Genomic DNA, 23,530 nt, shown 5'->3' on the forward strand with positions numbered 1-23,530 from the left:
AGAGCAGCAAACTGGCTATCGCATCCGCAGGTAGGTCTTTAACACTTGCCGATAACGTAGTGCGCTTAGCACTTAGGCTGGTAAGCACAGCTTTAACTTATTTGGCTAAAGCTCCGTGTCTTTAGACCGGGGTTGCTTACGTACTTATATTTCCTGACTTCCCGGTTATTCCGCCGTGAACTTTTAATGGAGGTTAGGCGTCTGTGAGAGAGCAGGTATGTTTGCCCTGCCTTAACCATACGGTGGGAACCTAATCATCACGTCAGCTCATGGAGGAAGCGTATGGAACCAACTGGGAAACAACATTTATCCTACGCCATTTGTGCCATCGCTTTAGTCTGTAGCTTGTCTTTCTATAAAACTCAGGTCAGTGCTAATCCCCTATCTGCGGCTCAAGAACACTGGCAGGCGATCGCAACGGCTAATCCCGATCTGTTAATCTATGGCTACAGTGATCATGCTGTCCTCAAGCGCTCCTACAGTGTGCCTGATGTAAATCAGACGTATCAGGGACAATCCATCTACTCAGCTTGGCAGGACTTTTTCCGCCAGTATGATATTAAAGACTTTCAGGTACTGGATCTGCATCGGCGCGATCGCACCGTTAAAGCCCAAATTCAGATCACTGCCAAGTCCGATCAAGGACTGATGGTGGTTTGGTCAATGTCTTACCAGGCTGACTTCGATCAAACGGGTAAGATTATTAAAGAAGTTTGGCATACGAATCCAGAACTGGGTGTTTAACTAACGTTTCCCAGACCCCCTCCGGAATAGGGTAGCATCTCTTAGCAGTGAAATAAGGACGGTCTGAAACCCCTTTTGGGAAAACGTTAAGGAATTGAAAACAAAATATTGCGGACTATTGCTCCATAAGCTAGTAGAAATTATTAATGCTGGCAATGCGATCGCGCAATCGGGTTCACACTGAGGGGACGATTTTCCCTTGAACTGGACTAGAAAGCCTAGATGTTTTTGGAGAATTACTCCATTACTTAGCTAAAATTGATGGAGATTATTCAGTGTTGTTGCATCTGCCGTCACCAAACTAACGAGTGCATTAGACGACCTCAATAGTTTGAGGTTATAAAGTACCAGAGGAATGAGCAAGCTAAGATTGCTCGTTATTCATCGATACATTGCACCGAAAATTTTCAGGGTGTTGAAACCATGGTTAGTTTTAGGAAAACTGTCCCATGCAAATTTGACCTACTGGGATATTCAGCGGACTATGCAGATGAAATTTGAGGATATCTATCAGTTTTTTCAAGACCCTCCTCCCAACTATCTCAACAAGGAATTAGCTGTATGTTATGTGTTGTCTGTCCTCATAGAAGGGGAATCCTATGGCACTCACTTGATCCAACAACTCGAACACGAATACCCAACCTATCGACTGTCTGATACAGTTCTTTACAGCGCCCTCAAGTTTCTGGAGGAAGCTGGGGCAATCACTGGGTATTGGAAAAAAGTGGAAGGACGAGGACGCCCGCGTCGTATGTATCAGATCTCTGGCGATTGGCGGGATAAAGCCCGTGAACTAGCAGGGTTTTGGCGTGGCTATATTACTCAGGAGAAAGAAGCAATATAGCACATTGCGGCAGACTTGCACCATCAGTTACTACCTTTCCCTGACTTCATTCGGTGCAAACACTGGTTGGTTAGGTGAACTGGTGGTCAGCTTCTGCTGTCATGTCTGGTTCTTTGGCTAAACGAGTTATCTGAATTCGGCAAGAAAACCTTCGCTTTTAGGGATGGGATGAATTGCCGATGAGAGAAAACTTGTTTTCAAATTGTCCTGTTAGATGTATCCTGCTATGCTATAGGTCGTAAGCAAAGGATACCTGGCTTAGGTTAATATCAGTGAGTACACCCATCCTGTCGTCTACATTCCTGCTAACTCTATTGTTAGCGGTGGGCTTGTTCTTTTTCATCCGTGCTTCTGTTAAAGACCGAACCCAAAAAGTTCAACTCATTGCCCAAGAACCAGAAGCATCCCTCCTAGAAAGGTTGCTGAACTATTTTGATCAAAGGGCATACCAGGTAGCTGCTGTTGACCCAGCTACGGGTCAAGTGACATTTCAGGGGGCGGACTATGCAGATGAAATTTGAGGATATCTATCAGTTTTTTCAAGACCCTCCTCCCAACTATCTCAACAAGGAATTAGCTGTATGCTATGTGTTGTCTGTCCTCATAGAAGGGGACTCCTATGGCACTCACTTGATCCAACAACTCGAACACGAATACCCAACCTATCGACTGTCTGATACAGTTCTGTACAGCGCCCTAAAATTTTTGGAAGAAGCTGGGGCAATCACTGGGTATTGGAAAAAAGTGGAAGGACGAGGACGCCCCCGCAGGACGTATCAGATCTCTAGCGATTGGCGGGATAAAGCCCGCCAACTAGCAGGGTTTTGGCGTGGCTATATTACTCAGGGGAAAGAAGCAATATAGCACATTTCGGCAGAATTACACCATCAGTAATAACCTTTCCCCAACTCAAGTTCAGTGCAAACACGGGTTTGTGGGGTGAACTGATGGTCAGTTTCTGCCGTCATGTACGGGTTCTTTTGCTAAATGAGTTATTATTGTCAACGACAGGGGAGCTGTTGAGTCTCTTACAGCTCAACTGTTCAATCATAATCGGTTCACCCCAGTAAAGTGGTAAGCCAAGGATACCTGTTGTTGGTCAATATCTGTGAGTACACCAATTCTGTCTTCCACATTCCTGCTGACTCTATTGTTAGCAGTAGGTTTGTTCTTTTTCATCCGTGCTTCGGTTAAAGACCGAACTCAAAAAGTTCAACTCATTGCCCAAGAACCCGAAGCCTCCCTCTTAGAACGGTTGCAGAACTATTTTGATCAAAGGGCATACCGGGTAGCTGCTGTTGACCCAGCCACGGGTCAAGTGACATTTCAGGGTTTTGTGCGACCGAGTTGGTTTCTGGCTATCTTTTTGACAGCACTCGCTGCCTGCGGTATTCTTTGCTTATCTTTGGTTCTCTCCGTACTTTACCCAACGTTGACCCAGGTTTTCCTGGGGTTAGTTTTGCTGGCTCCTGTTGCTGGCATTTTTTACTGGAAAGGTGCGGGACGCGATGAACAGGTGTTCCTAAAAGTTGAACCTTTAGAGAGTCCACAACCGGGTACACAAAGCTTAGTTACTGTTATCGCCCATCGCGATGAACTTGCTCAACTCCAGCAAGCCTTAAAGCTTCAACCCTCTCCGGAGGCGGGGGATTAAGGGTAACTGGGGGAGATGAGGGAGTTATCAGTTATCAGTTATCAGTTATCAGTTATCAGGAGCAGGGGGAGCAATGTAGAGACGCGCCATGGCGCGTCTGGGAGCAGGGGGAGAAAATTTCTATAGCTTATCGTTGAATACAGAATCCCACGCGCTTTGAGCCGTGGGAGTGTCAATACTCTTTTTCTATTCCCTGTTGACTGTTGACTGTTGACTATTCCCTATTCCCTATTCCCTATTCCCTGTTGACCGTTCCCTGTTGACTGTTAACTGTTAACTGTTCACTGTTCACTTCAATCGTCCTGACTTAAGAATGCTGACAATTAACCACAGCCCTAAAAAACTGGCAACACCGAATAGGACATTACTCAACAGTGAAAGCTGACTTGTTTGCGCTCCTGTGGAGATAATCGCGGCACCCATAATCAAAGACCCTACCAAAATACTAAATGAAAGCCGATTGGCTGAATCATCCAGACTCCGGCGCAGAGGGTCAATATCTCGAATTATGATATTCCACTTTAAGGTTTCTGAGGTGATTCGGTCAAGAAGTAACTCCACCTGACGGGGAGATTGCAACGAGAGGCTTTTGATATCCAGAGCAGTTCGGAGAAAGGTTTGCAAGGGATTTGAACCCAAAAGCTGACGCCGAAATAAATCGGTCATCAAGGGTTTGATTTCGTCGAGGAGATTCACCTCTGGATTAAAAGTACGAGCCACCCCTTCTAAGTTGGCGAGACACTTGGAATATAATCCCATATTACTGGGTAAGCGAACTCGGTTATTTCGGGCAAGTTCTAGGATTTCATAAAAGACCTCACTGAAGTTGATTTGTGAGACGCTGAGGTTGTAGTATTTTCTCAGCATGCGATCGTAGTCATTTTCCAACCGCGATAAGAGTACGGGTTGACCGGACTCAGACAGTTGCAGCGTTAACTGGGCGCAGCGTTGAGCATCTAAATCCACGATCGCGAGTAACATTTCGGTTAAAATTTGCTGGGTACGTGGGTCTAAACGCCCAACCATTCCGCAGTCCAAAAGCGCTACGCGACCATCTTGGAGGTAGAATAAGTTGCCCGGATGAGGATCAGCATGGAAAAAACCATCCACATAGAGTTGCTGAAAAAAGGCACGAAATAACAGCGTCGTAATTTCTTTGCGCTGTTCCATCTCAGTTTTGCTATCCGCGCCATTTTGCTCTACCGAAAACTGGGCTTCGAGAATGGGTTTACCCTCTAACCATTCCATCACCATCAGTTTCTGTGTCGTCAACTCCCAATAAATAGCGGGAACCACGATTTGCGTTGGGTCAAACCAGCGACTTCTGGAAAGATTGCGCCGTAATTGGTCAGTATAGCTGGCTTCTTTGGTAAAATCGAGTTCGGCTTCTAGGGCGTTGGCAAACTCCTCCGCCAAAGCCACGACATCATAGTCTTGTCCAAAATCGGTGCGCGAGACTAAATCGGCTAAACTTTTAATTATCGCGATATCCTGAGGCACAACCTTATCGATTCCTGGACGCTGAACTTTCAACGCCACCTCCTGACCATTTTTTAAGGTAGCTCGATGGGTTTGGGCTATAGAACCCGCAGCAACGGCTCTGGGATCAATTTTGGCAAAGGTTTCTTCTAAGGGTTGTCGTAGTTGTTTTCGCAGCAACACTTCAACCTCACTCCACGCCACAGGTGGTACTCTAGCTTGGAGTTCCGAGAGAGCATCAATATAATCGGCGGGTAACAAATCGGGACGGGTACTCAGCAATTGTCCTAGCTTCACATAAACCGGTCCCAATTCTGTTAGCACGTTACGCAGCACCTCTGGGGGAGGTAATTGTGGTTTGTCAGTCTTGCTACCGGTTAGAAGTCTTCGCATGTACTCCCAACCATTGCGGAAGACGACTTCTAGAATGTCACGTTGTCGAGAGCTGTTTTGAGTTAAGGAGAACATGATTTATACTGATAGGCTTGGAATTGAGGTTAGTCTAGGAGTCAGGAATCAGCAGTAATCTAATCCCTTAACTAAATGCTTCTATATTTACTATAAGAAATAATTTAATAATGACAGGGATTTCTCAGGCTGACAATCAGTCTACAGGATTAAGTTTTGAAATAAAATCGGAATCAACATATTTCGACTTGCCTGCATCCTACAGGTTACTCAACTTACACAGCCGTTTTCAGTTCGATGAGATACACTTAAAGACTACATAGCCAACGTGATATAGAAGCCAGTTGATCTTCATCTGTTAAGTTAGCTGCATTTGTCAGCGTTTCTTCCTGTAGCTGACGCCAGATTTCACCTGCCATTGCCTTAGCGATCGCGGCTCCAATAAAGAAGGTATGCGGTTTTAGTTCACGAGTCATAAATGCTTGATTGATTCGGTAGAGTGCTGAACGAGCTGTCTTCCAATGTTCATCAGCACCAGCCGGATCAATGCCGCCTTTTAGTTCTCCGAGAGCCAGGTAAACAGTAGGAAGTTTATAGGTTGCTTTAGCCAATTTTTTTGTCGCCAACTCTTGGGGACTACAGCTTAACAAGCATAAATCTACATTGTTTCTTATAAAAGGCACAGTTAAGTTATAGATAAGAGTCCGGCTTTGCTGATTATTTTTCCAACTTAACCCTTTTAATTGCAATTCAATGTCTACATCTTCATCAGTCATTTGCAGCCATTGATTCGTTCTTGAATGTAGCCACTGATAAGATTTACCTGCAACAGTCAAAGTAGATAGCAACATACGAGTTAACTTCCGTTGGGCTAAGATTCCACCAACATTCCGCATGGAACCGCCAAGGGTATCTCCTCGTATAAGCAGAAATCGAAAGACTAACTCCTCAATAAAATTTGCACCTGCTGGCTCAAGGAAATTTTCGATTAATCCCCGAATTGCTGCCATTTTATCTTGAGGATCTAGATAACCCGCCGCTTTATCTGAAACTCCTGCTGCTGTTAATAAGGCAGGTTGTATGTCCTCAACATCAGCTAACTCGATAGGGGTTTTGGTTCTAGATGCAGCCGCTTTCAAAACTCTTGCTTGCTCGACAAAGGGTGTAGCTCGTCGATTTTTTTCTAAAGCTAAAGCGACAAAACCAGATCGAATTGCTGCATAAGGAGTCACTAAGTCATCACTAGAATTTAAATGCTGACAATAGGGCTTATCCGTTGTCATCAGCATTTTCTCCACACATAAATACACTTACGCAATGGTTCTCGCCCATGAGCGCCCATTTGCTGACTACTATTGCCTTTACCATTGGGTAAAACGAGAATAGTTTCAACATCAAATCCCAGTTTTTCGGCTAAGTCTGAAAGAATCAAATCCACTGAAATACTCGCCCCAGCATAGCGAACATTATCATTCACCATGATCAAGGGAGCATTAAATTTCAAAACTCGCGCACATTCAGCGATTGTACAAGCCATTTCATAAAAGTAGCCGCGAACCATACGGGGAATTCCCTGGTTATTTAAAATTCCCTGTGCTTTTTGGTCATCTAAATAGTTCAAGATAGCTTGTAATAATTCCTGTTGCTCAGCCGCCGCGATCGCGGATTGCCAGTGAGGATTAATTTGGAGTAAATCTTTGGGGCGATTTTCAACGGTACAACTTAGCATTTGTTGTCTCAAGTTTAATAGTTCCTGCTCTTTGATGCCCAACAATACTAATTCTAATGCATAAGTTCTTGTGTAATCGTAGCGATTACAATAGGGAGGCGAAGTTAAAATAGCATGATATGAACTATCTGGTAACCTTGGCATTAAATCTAGGCATGAACCCTTGTCAAGCTTAATCTCACCTAGTTTCTTCTCTACCGAAAAAAGTTCAAGCTGTTCATGCTGAGGCTGCAAATCAGCAACAATTTCATTGAGTTTACTGCAAATTGCTTCAGCAAAACTGGGGATTTTCCCTTTATTAAAAGGTTTCTTTGCGGGTTTCCGGTTGGAGCGATAATCCCAGCGCAAATATTGACCGTCCTTGCGCGTGTAACTCACCGATTCTAAAATACAAAGTAAGGCAAAGCGCAAAATAGCCTGAACTTGTTTATTTTCACATTGCCATGCGCTCATGTATTGTTCAATTGCGTTTCGAGTTGCTTCGGGATAAGCTCCTTTAGTAATTCGTAATTCTGGAATATAGCAGATACTCTCAACCTTTTCCCAGGGTCGTGTTGTTGACCAATGGGTTAAAGTAGCGATATCATCAGTAGTAAGGTTGGAGGCTATTAATTGCCGAATGGTAATGAGTTCTTGACCAATGGGCAGTAACTCAATTCCTTGGGCATTGACACCCATTTCACTCGCGACAAATAGGGCTGTACCACTCCCAGCGAATGGATCTAATATTGTGCCGTTAGTAATCTCATAACGCTGCAATAGATAGTTCACCAAAGCAGCAGAAAAGGCTTCCTTATACTTATACCACCGATATATTGAGCGAGTTTTATTGGCTTGATAACTAACCAGGGAGCGGTTAAGCTGCTCATGGACAATTAACTTGCTGTTGAAATGTTTTGCTAATTTAGAGTCTAGGTGTTCAATTTCACCTAAGCTGGGTTGAACTGATACCATTTACACTATGCACGGGTAAGCAGATTTTAATGTAGTGCTGTAGCACATCTAGTTTGATAGATTAACATCCAGCCACTGTAGGGGCGCACTGACGTCATGGGTGTCAACTTAAGACTTTGTATAACTAGCGCTCAAAGTTTAGATCCCCCTAAATCCCCCATGGAACAAAAGCGAAGCATCCTTTGGCTTCCCCCTTTTGAAGGGGGACTTTGATTAATTTCTGGTTCCCCCCTTTTCCCCCCTTTCAAAGGGGGGCTAGGGGGGATCTCTTATTAAGTAAGGGTTCCAACCTTAAGTTGACACCAATGACTGACGTGTGCCCGATTCAATCGTCAAATCTAATCTGCAATTTTAGCTGTGTCACGCCAATAGCCAATTTAGCTGACTAATTCGGTTTCTCTCACTTCAGCAGAAACCTTGGCTTGTTCCGCTAAATACTCCGCTAATTGTGCTTCAATATTATCCCGGACGATTTGACGATACTCCAGAAAATGCTCTAGATGAGCGCAATTGACAATATAACGCTCAAAGATGCGGGGATTGTTTTGCAAAATGGAAAATAATTGACGCCAAAATTGGAACCGAGTGGAACGCTTAATTCCCTGTCGCCACATAATAATTAATAGCGCCCGCAGAGTCATCCAGTCTGGTATCTTAAATTTGCGCTTGTGCGGCGTGGGTTGCATCTGGAGGAAATGGCGATGCACTCGCCCCAGATAACGGTGGGGTTCGTACAATTCCCAGAAACAACTGACATATTCGCGAGCGAGTTCTTCTACAGGACGAGTGGGGATAAAATTAATTAGGGTTCCTTGGTGAATATTCGCTTCCTTATCTTCTTCTAACAGACGCTCCTCTCGCTTAAGTCGATGCCATAACGCCGTATTGGGCAGAGCCTGAAGCATACTCACCATGGCTTGGGGGATGGCTGTAGCTTCTACAAACTCGATAATGCGATCGCCTGCTTTGGGTTTTTCCCCATCAAAGCCAATAATAAACCCTGCCATCACCCGCAGTCCAGTGCGATTAATGGTTTGTACCGCTTCCATCAGGGAGTTGCGAGTATTTTGGAATTTTTGGGTGAGGGATAGACTCTCCGTATCTGGTGTTTCAATTCCCAAAAACACACCCGTAAAGTTAGCCGCTATCATCAGATCTAGCAATTCCTGATCCTGTGCCAAATCGACGGAAGCTTCTGTACTTAAGCGGAAAGGATAGCCGTGTTCTGCCATCCACGGTCCTAGTTCTCGCAGTAATAGCTTAACGTTCCGCTTATTGCCAATAAAGTTATCATCCACGAGGAAAATGGAACGCCGCCACCCCAAGTCATAGAGTCGTTGTAATTCGGCGAGTAGTTGTGCTGGGCTTTTCGTGCGCGGCTTGCGCCCATAGAGGACAATAATGTCACAAAACTCACACTGAAACGGACAGCCTCTAGAAAACTGTACCGACATATCACTGTAGTCGCTTAAATTCAGTAAGTCATAACGAGGAATCGGGGTATTGGTGACATCCGGCTTTTGTCCATCAGAACGCAATACGCCAGAGGTTTCTCCGCGTTCCAGCGCTTCGACAAACTTGGGTAAGGTAATTTCCCCCTCATCCAAAATTAGAAAATCGACCCCAGCTTGTAATGCTGTATCGGGTACAGAGGTAAAGTAGGGACCTCCGGCTGCAACTGTCTTCCCGCGCCGCTTGGCTTCCCGAATGATATGCAACAAATCAGGTTTTTGCACAATCATCCCGGATACAATGACCAAATCTGCCCAATCCCAATCATCCTGGGTTTCTAACCTCGCATTCCGGTCTACCAGACGGAATTCCCAAGTCTGAGGTAATATCGCTGCCACTGTAATCATACCCAAAGGCGGCAGAGTCACCTTGCGTCCAACCAGTTCGATGGCTTTGTCAAAAGACCAGAAGGACTTGGGAAACTGGGGATAAAGGAGTAAAACGCGCATTGTAGTTTAGGTAGTGGGCAATGGGAATGAGGGAATTCTCCTGTGTGGGGTTTTCCCATTCCTAATTCCCCATAGTATAGTTCCATTTCGGATGGAAAAGCAGGCGAAGCAGGGGGGGCAGGGGAGGCAGGGGAGGCAGGGGAGGCAGGGGAGGCAATGTAGAGACGCGCCATGGCGCGTCTGGAAGCAGGGGGAGAGAACGTTATATCTTTGAATGCAACTTGGTATTAATGAATTGGGATTATTTTTGAGCAGATTAACGCATTGGCTCTAAAAATGTCTCAACTTGACCATCAGGATTAAGTACAACCCGAATTATGGGATTCCTGTCTCCTTCAACGGGTGAAACAAAAGGTTTGCCTACTAACGGAATACCGGTTTGTTCAATGTGAACTTGTGAGGCTCCTCCCAGAGGAATAATCCGTTCAATGGAACCATCTGGGGCGATAAATAGCCGATACTCTAGCGCTTTTGTCAAGTCCTCTAGCGGTTGCCATCGCTGTTGCAGATAGTTTCTTGCCTGTGCGACTTGGGGAATCGTGTCAAAGAGTCTATCCCTCGCTGCTTCATTAGTATTACCCAACTCGGTTGGCTCTGTCTCTATTGAGAGAGAAGGAGGAGGGGTGAGAACAGGCAAACGACTTGTTGCTCCTGGGAGTTCCGGTGTAGCCGGAGTGACATCAAGAGGGGGAAATACGGGCAGAGGTGGGGGTGTTGCAGGTATTTTGGTCGAACGAGGTGCCCTTTGGGTATTGCTAGGGGGCGCTGGAAGGCGACTGGGCTGGGTAGGGGGTGGAGTGGGAGATGCGGCTGTACTCGGCGCGGGTTGAGCAGGAGGGCGCTGGGGTGGAGGCGCGATGGAAATTTCTGGACGTTGGATTACTGGTGCTGGCGATGAACTTTGAGCCGATGGTGTTGGGGGTTGAACGGGTTGGGGGGGAGGTAATGTGGGAGCGTTGGCTAAGGAGGGCGGTATGGTTGGAGTCGGAATCGGCGCAGGCGGCGAAGGTAAGGGTGAGGTTGTGGGTAGTGGCGGTACTTGAGCCAGGTTTGAGGGGACTTCTTCGGCTGAATCTGAGGCTTGATTGGGGGTTGAGGTTGCGGTTTGCTGAGTTAATTGGGATTGATTGAACCATCTCACACCCGCCGTGGTTAATCCTACGGCTAACACGAGGGCGGCGGCGGCTTTTGTCCAAAGGGGTAGGACTTTGGCTGTACCGGCGCGATTAAGATTGGGTAAGGCTAAAATTTCTGCCGCATAGTCATCTAAAGCTGTGGCTAAATCGAATAGTTGTAGGACACTTAAGTACACTACTGATCCAGAGTCTTCGTTTGCTAGTTGACCGAGAAATAATTCATGGGTAACTAGCCCTTTGGGTTTTAGGGTAATGCCTAAGGGTAATGTCCATGGTTTTAAGGGTTGTAACTTGGTGGATGGTATTTCAGACTCTTGAGTTTCTTGAGGTTGAGCCGAGGAAACTAAGGAGATAGGAGACGTTGAGTGTTGGGCAATAGATTTGGATGCGTCTGGATGATCAGGTTGTACAGAAGGCGTTAATTTAGTCCAGGGTAATGGTTGGGGAGAAGCGTTGAGGAAGTTTTGTATGTATTGGCTAACTGCCTCATATAAGACATCAAGTTCCGTGCGATCGCCTTTTATGGTAATCAGCTTTTCATCAGGCTGTCGGGGATCGTCAAAATGCAACTCAAAACGTAAGTCCTTCACAACAGATTTCCCCACCCATCGCGACAGGGGTGAAGTTTTTGCCACAATTTCTAGAGTACAGGTGGGTGGAGTATAGCGGTGTAGAACTGAGCTAGGCATTGTTATTTGTTATTCGTCATTTGTCATTAGTCAAAGAATTCTTGCACTTGAAGAAAGGGCGGGTTTTGCCGCCAAGTTAAGGATAACAATCAATGTTAGTCCCTAAACCCGCCCCTACACAGAAAGGGCGGGTTTTGCCGTCAAGTTAAGGATAACAATCAATGTTAGTCCCTAAACCCGCAACACACTCAAAACTTACGCAGATGCTGAACCTAATAAGGCTAACCAGAGACGCCGATGACCATGAGAATCACTGTAAAAGAGTAAATCAATGAGTAATTTGAATGCCAGTTGATTGAGTAAATCCATGGATACATTGTCTCTTTGCTCCATCCGTTCCTGATAGGTGTTGATAAATGTATCGAGATAATCGCCTAACAAAGCAGTACGATGGGGTTCACTATTTTGTTCAGTCATTTGTTCCAAAAGGGCTAGAGCCCGACGAATGAGTTCCTGATGCTGTTTAGCTAGGTGGCAAATAATCAAAACGAGCGATCGCGCTTCTTCCACATCCAACTTTTTACGCCCCCCTGAACTTTTACGCTGGGGGTTAGACTGACGCAGACGCCATAACCCGACGCGATCGGACACCACTGACTCTAAATTCAAGTCAGCCGCCGCTTGCAGCATTGCTTCAGAACCAATACCCGCCAGGGCTTCCAGCGCCATTAAGATTAAGTCCAACTGGGTTTTAATGTTATCCAGTTGCAGAGAGTCTGGCACTTGAGCCAAGGGCAAATACTGCCAAGCGTGAGACGATGTTGGCGTCTTTAGGGTAGAGCGCATAACTTTAGAGTAAGAAATTAAATCAGGCGGGTGGATGTAGTTACCAATAGAGAAACACGACTTTTAGAGTGTACCCTAAGTTTCCTTGGCGCAGAATTGAGGAGCACAATCCCTTTTTGAGGAGGCGATTGAAATCGCTGCTACACAAACAAAGTCCGCCTGCGCGGACTGGGTTATAACGGGGGTAGCGTTCCCCGGATACGGATTGGTAACTACCTTAACAATTCCTCAATTTCCTCCTCTGTGAAAGGATTCTTCCCCGCCTTGAGGGCATCAATCCAGCCTTGCCGTTGTTTTTTGCCTTCCTCCCAATTAGTCGATTCTATAAATGCCTGAAAATCCTCAATCGCTCCTTGTTTATCCCCCGTCAGCGCTCTGGCAATGCCGCGACTATCCCGAAACTCTCCATTTTCAGGCGCAAGTGCTACAGCCTTTTCACAAGCATCCATCACCGCAGCCGCCTCTCCATGCAGACTCCCGTCCCAACAGAGGATATTCCAAGACTGTCCAGCAATTTCCACGGTTGGATCGTCTTGGATGTAAATAATGACGATTTGCTCTCACCCGTTGTCTTGATTGCCCGAACCAGGGCTTCCACTGGCTCGATTGGTAGCAACAACTGAGCGCGAGCAGCATTTTCCCGCAGTGTTGCAGTAGTGGCTTGCCGTCGAGCGTCCAACCAAAGAAACGTTACTACCCCCATCACCGAGACAACTGCCCCCGTCAACAACAGCCGATTTCTGCGCTTATGTCCCCCACTTTTGCCAATATACGCCTTCTGTAACTCCGTTACCCCTGGCTTTTTCTTCTGCCCTTGAGTCTCCTGTAACCATGCCTGAGCGATTGCCAATTCACTCCCCCGCAACAGCAAGTCAGGACTCTTTCCTTTCTCCTGCCATTCAATCGCTCGCTGTGACCATTTGGTATGCTGGTGTAAATGTTCCCTGTCTGTCTCCAGAGTTCTCACCAATTGTCGAAAATTGACATTAAAATCCCGCTGGTTCTGATTAAAATCAATCCACTGCACTTTGGCTAACTCTGGATGCAGTTCCTCTGAATTTACGGGCTGATACAGCACGGTAACAAAGCGCTTATTCAACCCTGCCGCATACTCCACCTCCGCCGCACAATAGGGTGAATTTACAGAACGAGGGGAAAGAATAAATAAGAAATTATCACAGGATTTAATTCCGCCATGAATCTCCTGGGCAAAATCCGCTCCCGATGCAATACTTTCCTGGTCAAATTACGTCCGTTTACCCTGTAGTTGTAGTTCATCATTGAGTTTTCTAGCAAAATCGGCATCGGCACGAGAATAGGAAATAAATACATCTAGAGATATGGCTGGCGGTTGTCGTAAACTTTCATCAATAAATTCTTCAATTAACGGTGTCGGCAAATGCTGAGTTCTCTTGTTTGCCACCTTCAACCATGTTTCTGCACTGTGTAAGTTATACCCCCGCAACAGAATGCTGGGATTCTCGTGCTGCCGCTTCCATTTCAGGGCTTTGGTGAGTAATATTTTATGCTCATTATAGTAAGCCGCATCCTGCTGCAAAATCTTCAACAGTTGGCTTTCATCCAGATAATAATCCTCTTCCTTTACATTGTCCGTCAGGTCAATATACTGCAAATCCCGCAGCGCTAACGGTATCTGTTCCGGTGGTGTTTCTCGCACTAACAAAGGAATAATCCGTTTATTCAGCGATACAGCATAGTCGAGTTCACGCTGAGCATAATCTGAATTTACTGAGTCAGGCGAGAGCAGATAAACCACATTATCCGCCTGTTCAATTCCTCGCTTAATTGCCTCCTCAAACGCTTCTCCCGTTTGAATATCTGTCGTATTCGTCCAAACTGTAATACTTTCCCGCCTCAAGCTATTGCGAATTTTCTCCATTGTTGCCCGATCTTCATTGGTGTATGAGATAAACACCTGAGTCATTAAGTTATTGGCATTCTTGATACTTTCGGTGATATATTCGCAATGCAAATCCGTAGGTGTACAAGGCGGTTGCTCGTCTTTAAACCGTATCTTCAGCCAAGCTTCAGCTTGCTGTTTTTCTTCGCCAACTAGCAGGTATTTAGTTTGTTTTTGATGGCGTTCCCACTCCAAGGCTTTGATTAAAAGCTGGGTATGCTTGTCTACATAATCCCGATGAGAGTGGAGTAAATTAATTAAATCGGCTAAGGATTGCTCAAAGTCGTTGATTCCGTCTTGGAAATACACCCAGTTCAGTTTGCGAATTGTCGGGTGCATATTTTGATAGCTTTCATGTAACCCTTTTGCTTTATAAGCTTCCCATTCTGATTCTGTGCCATTTGGGTTTCGTTGTTGCCAGGTTTCCTGGCTAATTTGCATAACGTGTAACAAGGGGATGATGCGTTTATTCAGCTTAATTGCTAATTCGATTTCTTTGAGGCAATAGGGCGAGTTGACTGAATGAGGGGCAATGATGAAGAGGAAGTGAGTGGCTTTTTCAATTCCATCATCAATTTGATTCTGGAAATCGACGGCTAAGGGTATATCATTGAAGTCAAACCAGACATTGAATCCGGCTTCGTCTAAACGAGCTTGAATTTTCTGGGCAAATGTTTTACTATCTGCTCGTCCGTAGGAGATGAAGGCATCGAACAATTGAGTCATTTTTTTGTCTCAATAAAGCAAATAATCAATAACTCGTCGCCTTAATCTTAACCCCCCTTAATCCCCCGTGCAAAAAAAGCGAAGCATCCGCTGGTTTCCCCCTCCTCGTAGTGGGGAATGAGGGGGGTGGGGGGAAATGTTCCCTCCCCTTTATAAGGGGAGGGTTAGGGTGGGGTAGAGTCAAGGTATTGCTGGGGTTTTCCGCTTAAGTTGACACGGGCGCACGTCGGTCATCCGTGTCAACTTAATCTTAAAGTCTTTCCCCGATTGACTTCCGTTATGGATGTTAGCAGTACTTCACAGTTTAGATCCCCCTAAATCCCCCTTCAAAAGCAGGGGGTTTTCAAAGTCCGGGGGAATCTTTAAAAGAAAAGTGAACTTTTCCCGGTAAAATTAAGAAAAGCTCACTTTTTTCAATTTAAAAAAATCATGCTTACTAGCATAATTGAAGGATTCAAGAAAGTCAAGGATTTTCGCCACAAACGAGGAAAACGGCACGAATTATGGGTAGTTTTATCCATTATTTTTTTGGGTTTGATGACGGGGAATGTCAATTATCAACAGATCGCAAAGTTTAGCTCTTATGAAAAAGAAAAACTCATTCAATGGCTGGGCATACCTCAAGAAAACTTGCCATCTTATAGTACAATTAGACGAGTGATGATTGGTCTTAACACCCTAGAAATAAAAGCCATATTTGAAGATTTTGTTGAGAAACATTATTGGCTAAAAGATGGGGAGGATTGGCTCGCAGTGGATGGAAAAAATTTGAAAAACACTTTAACTGATTATGAAAATAATTGCCAAAATATTTTGATAAATATATCCGCATATAGTCCAGAAACTCAATTAGTCATTAAATCAGAGGCATTCGAGAGTCAAGAAAGTTCAGAAAACGCTGAAGTCCGCACTATGATTGAGAAAAGCGGTTTAGTTAATAAGGTTTTTACTCTAGATGCGCTCCATTGTAGTCAGAAGACTACTCGGACAATAATTGAGAGTAAAAATGATTATTTAATTACGGTAAAGAAGAATCAAATAAAATTGTACAATCGCCTAAAAGAATTAAGTGAAAAAGAAAAACCTTTAAGCGAATATCAAAGGGAAGATGGAAGTCATGGAAGAAAAATAACCCGAACAGTATCTGTATTTGATGGTCAAAAACTTGGCATAAAAAACTATCCACATCTTCACCGTGTAATAAGTGTAAAAAGACAAGGATGGCGGGAAAGAAAAGAAGGAAATGAGACCTTATATTATATAAGCAGCAAAAAATTACCTGCTCAAATATTCGCCGAAAAAATCCAACAACATTGGGGGATTGAAAATCAAGTCCATTGGGTAAAAGATGTAGTTTTTCAAGAAGATAATTTAAGAATCAAAGATTGTGTTGTCGCCGAAAAATTCTCTTTGTTGACAACTTTAATCATGAACCTTTGCCGAATTTGTGGTTTTTTATCCATTAGTAAAGGACAGGTGTGGTTAGGAAAACATTGGCAAAAAATGTTGCTAATTTAACAAAACATAGATGAAATAAAGCCATGGTGAATAAAAAAAGAGAACTTCAAAAAAAGAAGGCTAAACCTTGGAATGAAGGAGATGTAGGAAATTCAGGCTTTTTTGTGGATATTAATTAATCCCGATAGTTGAAGATAGAAAATAGACTTGAAGAGAGAGAATTGAGAGTCGATAAGAAACCGTTTTGAGAAGCAAAGATTTTGCTTTTGTTGTGGTATATTTGGTGAGAATGAAAACCCCCTGCTTCAAAAGGGGGACTTTGATTCGTTTATTATTCCCCCCTTTTTAAGGGGGGCTAGGGGGGATCTCTTATTGAGTAACGGTTTAACCTTAAGTTGACACGGGCGCACGTCGGTGCGCCCCTACAGGTTTTGGGTATGAGGCAATCAAATTAAGGTGTGCCACACTACTACGATGGTGATAATAGGGCACGGCAATGCCGTGCCCCTACCCAATCAATTATTCCTTTGTGGTAGGGGTACGATATATCGTGATCTGATCTAGCTATTTCAGGTAAGCTACCGTTACCCCCGATCCACCTTCTGCTTGCTTGGCTAATTCAAACCAATCAACGAGGGGATGGCGTTCTAAGAATTCATGAACCCCAGCCCTTAATTTTCCAGTTCCCTTACCATGAATAATCCACAATACCCCAGAGGCGATGGCTTTGGAAATGGCTTGTTCTAAATCGACTTCAGCATCGGCGATACGAGATCCGCGTAGATCAATCGTATTTTTCTCGGTGCGAATCGGGGGAGTCGGCGGGGATGAGGGGGCTGGTGCGGGGGTAGATGCGGGTTTGGATTTTACGGGGATATGCGCCTTTTGACCCTCTAGGGATTCAATATCCGCAAGGGATACCGTCATCTTCATTAAGCCAAAGCGTACTGTTAGATCTCCATCTTCATCCGCAGGCGTCAAGACTTCAGCCGTTTGATTTAGACGAGGAATGCGGATACGATCGCCAACTTGGGGTTTAAATTCTGGTTTGGCTTTCGCCGCAGGGGTTTTAGGGATATGGCGCTGCTCAATTGTCTTCAGCGCATCGGTGGCTTTTTGAGCGTTTTGAGCGATTTTGGGTCCTTGCTGCAATTTGCGAATCACTTGGGCAATTTCTGCTTTAGCTTGGGCGATCGCGTCTTGTACCGCCTGTTCTTGGGAGAGTTTCAATTCCCGTTCTCTCTCCTGCAAGAGTTTGGCTTTACTAGATACTTCTTGATGCAAACGTTCGGTTTGCTGGAGGAGTTGGTTGGCTTCTTGGGCTTTGGTTTCCTGATCACGCCGTTGGGCTTCGAGTCCAGAAATTACCTGGTTCACCTCTTGTGAACTGCTTCCGACTAAGGTTTGAGCCAGGGATACCACGTCTAACTTTAAACCTAACCGTTGGGCAATGGTTAACGCATTCGATCGACCGGGTATTCCCCATAGTAGGCGATAGGTGGGGGAAAGGGTGACATCATTAAACTCAACCGAGGCGTTTTCAAATCGTTCATCTTGATATTTGAGCGCCTTAAGTTCACCATAGTGGGTCGTGGCTACGGTAAGCTGAGCATGATCTGCCAGATATTTCAGGAGTGCGATCGCTAAAGCACTTCCTTCGGCTGGATCTGTTCCTGCGCCAATTTCATCGAGTAAGACTAGGGCGGATGTAGGATGTGGGGTGTCTGGTTTCCTTTGTGCTAAATCATCTTCTCCCCCATCTGTAGAGACATTGCATGGAACGTCTCTACAATTTTCCAACCCATCTAAAATCCGACTAATCCGGCGAATATGACCGGAAAATGTCGATAAACTCTGCTCTAAAGACTGTTCATCACCTATATCTGCCAAAATTTGCTCAAACCAAGGCAATTCTACGGGTTCTTTGGCGGGGACAAATAAACCCACTTTTGCCATGAGTGCAGCTAACCCCAATGTTTTTAAGGTAACGGTTTTACCCCCTGTATTGGGACCGGTAATCGCCACAACTCTTATATGGGGCTGAATCTGGATGGTAATGGGTACAACTGGGGCATCTTCTTCGTGCTGATGCTGCCATACTAGCAGGGGATGTCGTAGCTGACGCAGGGTAATCGATTCTCGTTGATTCGGATCGATGAAGCGCGGCGGATTTGCCTGAAGCCAGAGGCTATATCGGGCTTTGGCGGTGGCTAAATCTAACCGAGTGGCGACGGCTAATACCTGTTCGAGATCTAGTTTAACGGCGGCGACTTGTTCGGTTAATACGCGACGCACGGCTTCGGCTTCGGCTTGTTCTCGTCGTTGATAGGTTTTGAGTTGATTTCCGAGTCCAATGATCGCGTTAGGTTCAATGTATAGAGTAGCACCCGTACTGGAAGCGTCATGAACGATACCCGGAACCGAGTCTTTCTGGGGGGCTTTCACCGGGAGAACAAAGCGATCGCCCCGTTGAGTAATTAAGGGTTGCTGGAGGGCAGCGCCTTGGCGTTGTACGATATTCTGGAGCGTTTGATAGATGCGATCGCGTAGGGATTTAGTGTGTTGTCGAATTTCTGCTAGTTTCGGACTAGCGCGATCGGTGACATCCCCGCGTTCGTCGATACAACGATGAATTTCTTGTTCTAATTCGGGATAGGTACGGATATCAGCAACGAGTTGGTTGAGAACGGGGATATCCTCTTGATCATCGATGAGACGCCGTAAACGACGCACACCGAAGAGAGTTGTCGCGATCGCGAGTAAGTCTTCTCCTGATAATATCCCTTGTCGTTGTGCAATCTCTAGAGCATCACCAATATCGTGAATCCCCTCAAAGGTCCAGCCACTGGTTAACCGACATTCGAGTTGATAGACTTCTTTTGTCTGCGCCAACAGGTGCAGGCTTTCGGTTAAGGTGGCGGGAGGATGGAGATGGCGAGCCGCGATCGCGCCCAGTTTAGTGGCGGCGAAGGTTGCCAAGTGTTGGCACAGGCGTTGCCATTCGAGTAGTTCTAACGTTTCAGATTGAATCAAAGCCCAACTTTAAAGCTTATCTTATATGTTCATTATTAGACAATTTTCCCAGAGAGGCGAGTGAGTCTAACCTTACTCTGTGTGAAAAATCTTGTCGAGTCGTTCCCTGGTGGGAGGAAATAGTCGATGAATTCTGCCAAAAGGAGAAAGGAGAAGGAATTTATAGCAACCGCCATAGCGGTTAGGACACATCATTTATGTAGAGACGCGCCATTATGTAGAGACGTTGCATGCAACGTCTCTACAATGGTGCCGAAAGTCCTAATCGATGTGTCTACTGCTATATCATACACCCAGTCTAAAAGTTAACTATGCTTTCACAGATTGTGTCTTTTGTCAATATATTCCTGAAATGTATAGAGTTTAATTAATCGGAATTTGAATCCAGAATTCTGTTCCTTGTCCCGGTTCAGAATGACATTTGAGAATACCACCATGTTTCTCGACAACAATTTGGTGGCTAATTGACAAACCTAATCCTGTTCCCTTACCAACAGGTTTTGTAGTAAAGAAAGGATCAAATAACCGATCGCGGATAGTTTGGCTCATTCCGGGTCCATTATCGCGAATCCGAATCACGGCTTGATTATTGTCTACAACCTCAGTGCTAATCCAAATTGTTGGTTTAAGGTTAAACTGGCTATCTTCGGCGGTAATTGCTCCGGCTTTTATTTCACCGTCAAAGGCATCAAGGGCATTGCTAATAATATTCATAAAGACTTGATTCAGTTGACCAGCATAACATTCAACCGGAGGCAAATCACCGTATTCTTTAATCAACGTAATCCCCGGAGAATTCCCACAGGGTTTCATCCGGTTGCGGAGAATCAGTAAGGTACTATCAATGCCTTCATGAATATTGACCGCCTTCATTTCGGCTTGATCAATCCGCGAGAAATTCCGCAGCGAAATCACAATCTCTTGAATCCGATCTGCTCCCATCTTCATTGAGGAGAGCATTTTTGGCAAGTCTTCGATGAGGAAGGATAACTCAATGTCTTCGATAAACTCTTGAATATCTGGAAGCGGATTGGGATAGTATTGTTGATAACATTCGATCAGTTGTAATAAGTCGCCAATATAGTTCGTCGTATGGCTGAGGTTGCCGGTGATGAAATTAACCGGATTATTGATTTCGTGGGCGATACCGGCTACCATTTGACCGATGGTAGACATTTTCTCGGTCTGAATTAATAGCGATTGAGTTTGCTTTAATTCCCTTAATGCCTGCTCTAATTGGTTTGCCTGGGTTTGAGCCGCCTGCGCTGTTGCCAGAGTTTCAGCGAATAATTCCGCATGTTCAATCGCGATCGTGAGTTGATCAACCACCGCTTGCAATAATTTGACTTCGCGATCGCTCCATTGGCGCGAACCCTGATAATGACTGCATATAATCGCCCCCAGTTGTCCGGTTTTGGTTTGTAATGGTAGAACTAACCCTGAGGTAATTCCCCAATCGGCGAGTAGGGATCTGGTTTCGGGGGCTAAGTTTTGAGTTTGGCTGATATCATTAATTCTCAGGGGATGTAATTTGCCAATAATGTCCGCTAAGGGGGCAAGTTGTGGCGGGAGACAGTCTCCTAATAAGCTGGGTAAATTTGGCTCTCGTGCTTCATGGGTAACCCGCAAACTGGGCTTTTCTGAATTGGATTCTAACCATAAAAAGTGACAGCCGTCAACCTCCAGTAAGCCGCGAATTTCAGTGACAGCGGTGTCTAGGATTGTATCGAGTTCTAGGGAATTGCGAATTTGACTGGCTAACTGAAACAGTAACGCTTCCCGGCGACTGAGGAGTTCTTCGCGTATCCAAATCCGGTCAATAGCTACCGCGATCGCATTAGCCACCCATCCCAATACCCCTTGTACAATTTTAGAGAAAGGTTGGCAACTGTGTAACCCAATAAACCCAACCAGGTGAGACTCGACAATCAGCGGGTAAATCCCAATATAGCTTTTATTGGACAAGTCATTTCCTGGGGTTAAGATAGGACGATGAATCGGCTTTAGGGTTTGGGCGACTTTGGCGATTAAGCCTTGGTTAGTCAGGAGGCGTTGGGGGAATAGGTGTGTAGGTAAATGTTCGCCACTATTTGCCTGCAATTCTAAGACTAAGGGTATTTGGGTTTCCTCAGTAATGCCAGCCACTGTCCAAATCCCAGCACCGAGGGCGTTCAGATGACGTACCATGGCTTCGGTACAGCGTTTGAGACTTTCGCCCAGACTGCCGTTTTGTCCAACGAGAACAGCGCCAATATCGGCTTCTAAGGTAGACAAACGGGATCGTTCCAGCAGACTGGCTTTACGGTGCTTAGTATGGGTAATATCACGGGCGATCGCATGGACGACATCGGCTTCGGCTAAAGGCAAACAGTTCCAAGCAAGCCATTTATAAGATCCATCTTGACATCGATAGCGATGCTCAAAGTAAACGTCTGATGAACTGCTTAATAGGGTTTGCCAAGCCGTTAATGTAGCGGTACGATCTTGAGGATGGACGAAATCGAGGAATGGTTGAGACAGGAGTGTCTGTTGGCTATAGGCGAGGGTTGTTTCAAAAGCGGGATTGATCCGCTTAAACGTACCATCGAAGCCAATAACTGCCATCAAGTCAGGGGATAGGGCAAAAAAGCGATCCAGTTCAACTTTGGCTTGTTTTTGTGCCGTGATATCCTTACAAATTGAGATATATTCATAAGGACCTCCTTGGGCATCAATTAAAGGCACGATGGTGGTATCGACCCAATAAAAGCTGCCGTCTTTGGCACGATCCTGGATATCACCTCGCCAGATTTTTCCTTGGGAAATCGTGTGCCACAAGTCCTGAAAAAACTGCGGTGGATGATAGCCAGAACTGAGTAGATGATGGTCAGCGCCGTAAAGCTCATGCCGGGAATATTTACAGATCTGGCAAAATTTATCATTAACGTAATTAATTTTACCGTGACGGTCTGTAATCGCGACAATTGAAGACTGATCCAGCGCCACTGTCAGATCGACTAGGTTTTCCAGGGACGTTTGTAGGGCTTTTTCCATCCGTTGACAGTGATGAACCTGGGTTGCCAAATTGATCACTTTCTTTTGCCACTCTAACTGTGCGATCGCCTGTCGGCTTAATGCGGCTAGGGAGTCTTTTTGTTGTACGGTTAACTGTCGCGGAACTTGGTCGATAACCAATAAAATACCCACCGTTTCATTTTGAGGGGTAACTAAGGGAACGGCGGCATAAAATCGGATCGGGAGTGAACTTGTCAGGGATTTATCTGAGGCTAGAGTATCTTCTACCACCAATAGCGGCTGATCTTCCCTTGCCAAATGTTGCAGGATTTGGCGACATAATCCTAAGTAATGCGGTGTAGAATCGGCTTCTAAACCCACTTGTGATGGCAACCACTGACCTTTGGTATCCCGGAGACTGATGAGTGCGATCGGGGTTTGGACAACGCTAGCGGCTAAACGAGTTAAATCCTCAAATGTTGCTTTAGCTGCCATATCCATATGACGATCTGGATAGAGTTGCTCAAGGTTGACTGTTGTGTTGCTAGATACTAGCGTTTTCATTAAAGTTACTTCTCCTTACCCTTGCCAAAGCCAGATGCTCTAGTGTTACGTCATTGTCATAGATTTTATCTGTACGCCCTGAGAAGATCCTCGTTTTTAGCGATGGGAGCGCCAAGACTCCAGTTCTATCATCCATGAACCCCCCTTGAGTAAACCCTATCCTGGCTTCAAGATAGGTTGACTTCTCCCCCGGTTAAAACGCGGGGGATTCTAAGAGGATACTGCGGGACGGGCTAAAGCCGCGTCCCGACCTTTTGTCTTCTTAGAGTTCCAGAGGAAAACTCTGGATGGCGCAGTCAAAAACGCCCTACAGACCTTGGCTAGGTCAAAACCTAGCTGTATCTGTACGGGCGAAGCATTGGCGGAGTTCAATGAGCGGTTTGTTCCATAATTTTTATGCGCCAATGCTTCGCCCCTACTTAAGATATTGGCAGCACCGTTAGCATCGGC

Annotated in this window: 14 protein-coding genes and 3 pseudogenes; 6 read left to right on the forward strand and 11 right to left on the reverse strand. The window is 45.4% G+C overall.

Features of this window, described 5'->3' with window-relative positions; all coding sequences use genetic code 11:
- The first annotated feature begins 282 nt into the window (after positions 1-282).
- From RIM23_RS01540 to RIM23_RS01560, 5 genes and pseudogenes are all read left to right on the forward strand, one after another.
- Positions 283-744, forward strand: coding sequence for a hypothetical protein (locus tag RIM23_RS01540; RefSeq protein ID WP_446363851.1), 462 nt, complete (start codon positions 283-285; stop codon positions 742-744).
- Positions 745-1,234: 490 nt separating this feature from the next.
- Positions 1,235-1,588 (forward strand): PadR family transcriptional regulator, encoded by a 354-nt coding sequence (locus RIM23_RS01545; protein ID WP_446363875.1) that lies wholly within the window; start codon positions 1,235-1,237, stop codon positions 1,586-1,588.
- Between the two features lie 272 nt (positions 1,589-1,860).
- Positions 1,861-2,085, forward strand: a pseudogene (locus RIM23_RS01550) (cofactor assembly of complex C subunit B); the annotation flags it as partial.
- Between the two features lie 13 nt (positions 2,086-2,098).
- Complete coding sequence (locus tag RIM23_RS01555; protein ID WP_446363877.1) at positions 2,099-2,452, forward strand: PadR family transcriptional regulator; 354 nt, start codon at positions 2,099-2,101, stop codon at positions 2,450-2,452.
- Positions 2,453-2,696: 244 nt separating this feature from the next.
- Positions 2,697-3,242 (forward strand): cofactor assembly of complex C subunit B, encoded by a 546-nt coding sequence (locus RIM23_RS01560; protein WP_446363853.1) that lies wholly within the window; start codon positions 2,697-2,699, stop codon positions 3,240-3,242.
- A gap of 288 nt (positions 3,243-3,530) precedes the next feature.
- Here the strand turns inward: RIM23_RS01560 and RIM23_RS01565 are convergent, their stop codons facing one another.
- From RIM23_RS01565 to RIM23_RS01600, 8 genes and pseudogenes are all read right to left on the reverse strand, one after another.
- On the reverse strand, positions 3,531-5,189 hold the full coding sequence (locus RIM23_RS01565; protein WP_446363855.1) for an ABC1 kinase family protein: 1,659 nt from the start codon (positions 5,187-5,189) through the stop codon (positions 3,531-3,533).
- Between the two features lie 248 nt (positions 5,190-5,437).
- Positions 5,438-6,412: a type II restriction endonuclease gene (locus tag RIM23_RS01570; protein WP_446363857.1), complete on the reverse strand. Its 975-nt coding sequence runs from the start codon at positions 6,410-6,412 to the stop codon at positions 5,438-5,440.
- The gene (locus RIM23_RS01575; RefSeq protein WP_446363859.1) at positions 6,412-7,812 is read right to left on the reverse strand and encodes a DNA methyltransferase; all 1,401 of its coding nucleotides are present in this window, start codon (positions 7,810-7,812) and stop codon (positions 6,412-6,414) included. Before RIM23_RS01575 ends, RIM23_RS01570 begins: the two co-directional genes overlap by 1 nt.
- A gap of 377 nt (positions 7,813-8,189) precedes the next feature.
- A complete protein-coding gene (locus RIM23_RS01580) occupies positions 8,190-9,773 on the reverse strand; it encodes a B12-binding domain-containing radical SAM protein (protein ID WP_446363861.1) in 1,584 nt (527 codons plus the stop codon).
- Between the two features lie 256 nt (positions 9,774-10,029).
- Positions 10,030-11,598 carry a DUF4335 domain-containing protein gene (locus tag RIM23_RS01585; protein WP_446363863.1) on the reverse strand — a complete coding sequence of 523 codons (1,569 nt, stop codon included), beginning with the start codon at positions 11,596-11,598 and terminating at the stop codon, positions 10,030-10,032.
- A gap of 195 nt (positions 11,599-11,793) precedes the next feature.
- Positions 11,794-12,384 (reverse strand): DUF3038 domain-containing protein, encoded by a 591-nt coding sequence (locus tag RIM23_RS01590; protein WP_446363865.1) that lies wholly within the window; start codon positions 12,382-12,384, stop codon positions 11,794-11,796.
- Between the two features lie 212 nt (positions 12,385-12,596).
- Entirely contained in the window at positions 12,597-12,905 is a 309-nt protein-coding gene (locus RIM23_RS01595; RefSeq protein ID WP_446363867.1) for a hypothetical protein, read from the reverse strand.
- A 236-nt stretch (positions 12,906-13,141) separates the two neighbouring features.
- Positions 13,142-15,031: pseudogene (locus tag RIM23_RS01600) on the reverse strand (toll/interleukin-1 receptor domain-containing protein); the annotation flags it as partial.
- Positions 15,032-15,460: 429 nt separating this feature from the next.
- On the opposite strand from RIM23_RS01600, the gene RIM23_RS01605 reads away from it, so the two are divergent.
- Positions 15,461-16,549: an ISAs1 family transposase gene (locus RIM23_RS01605; protein WP_446363869.1), complete on the forward strand. Its 1,089-nt coding sequence runs from the start codon at positions 15,461-15,463 to the stop codon at positions 16,547-16,549.
- Positions 16,550-17,053: 504 nt separating this feature from the next.
- Here the strand turns inward: RIM23_RS01605 and RIM23_RS01610 are convergent.
- From RIM23_RS01610 to RIM23_RS01620, 3 genes and pseudogenes are all read right to left on the reverse strand, one after another.
- Entirely contained in the window at positions 17,054-19,522 is a 2,469-nt protein-coding gene (locus tag RIM23_RS01610; RefSeq protein WP_446363871.1) for an endonuclease MutS2, read from the reverse strand.
- A gap of 363 nt (positions 19,523-19,885) precedes the next feature.
- Positions 19,886-23,080, reverse strand: a complete 3,195-nt coding sequence (locus RIM23_RS01615) for a PAS domain S-box protein (protein ID WP_446363873.1) — start codon at positions 23,078-23,080, stop codon at positions 19,886-19,888.
- 210 nt (positions 23,081-23,290) lie between these two features.
- A pseudogene (locus RIM23_RS01620) lies at positions 23,291-23,530 on the reverse strand (hypothetical protein); the annotation flags it as partial.

Source organism: Coleofasciculus sp. G3-WIS-01, from assembly GCF_040223135.1.
In the GTDB taxonomy this organism is placed as follows: Bacteria; Cyanobacteriota; Cyanobacteriia; order Cyanobacteriales; family Coleofasciculaceae; genus Coleofasciculus.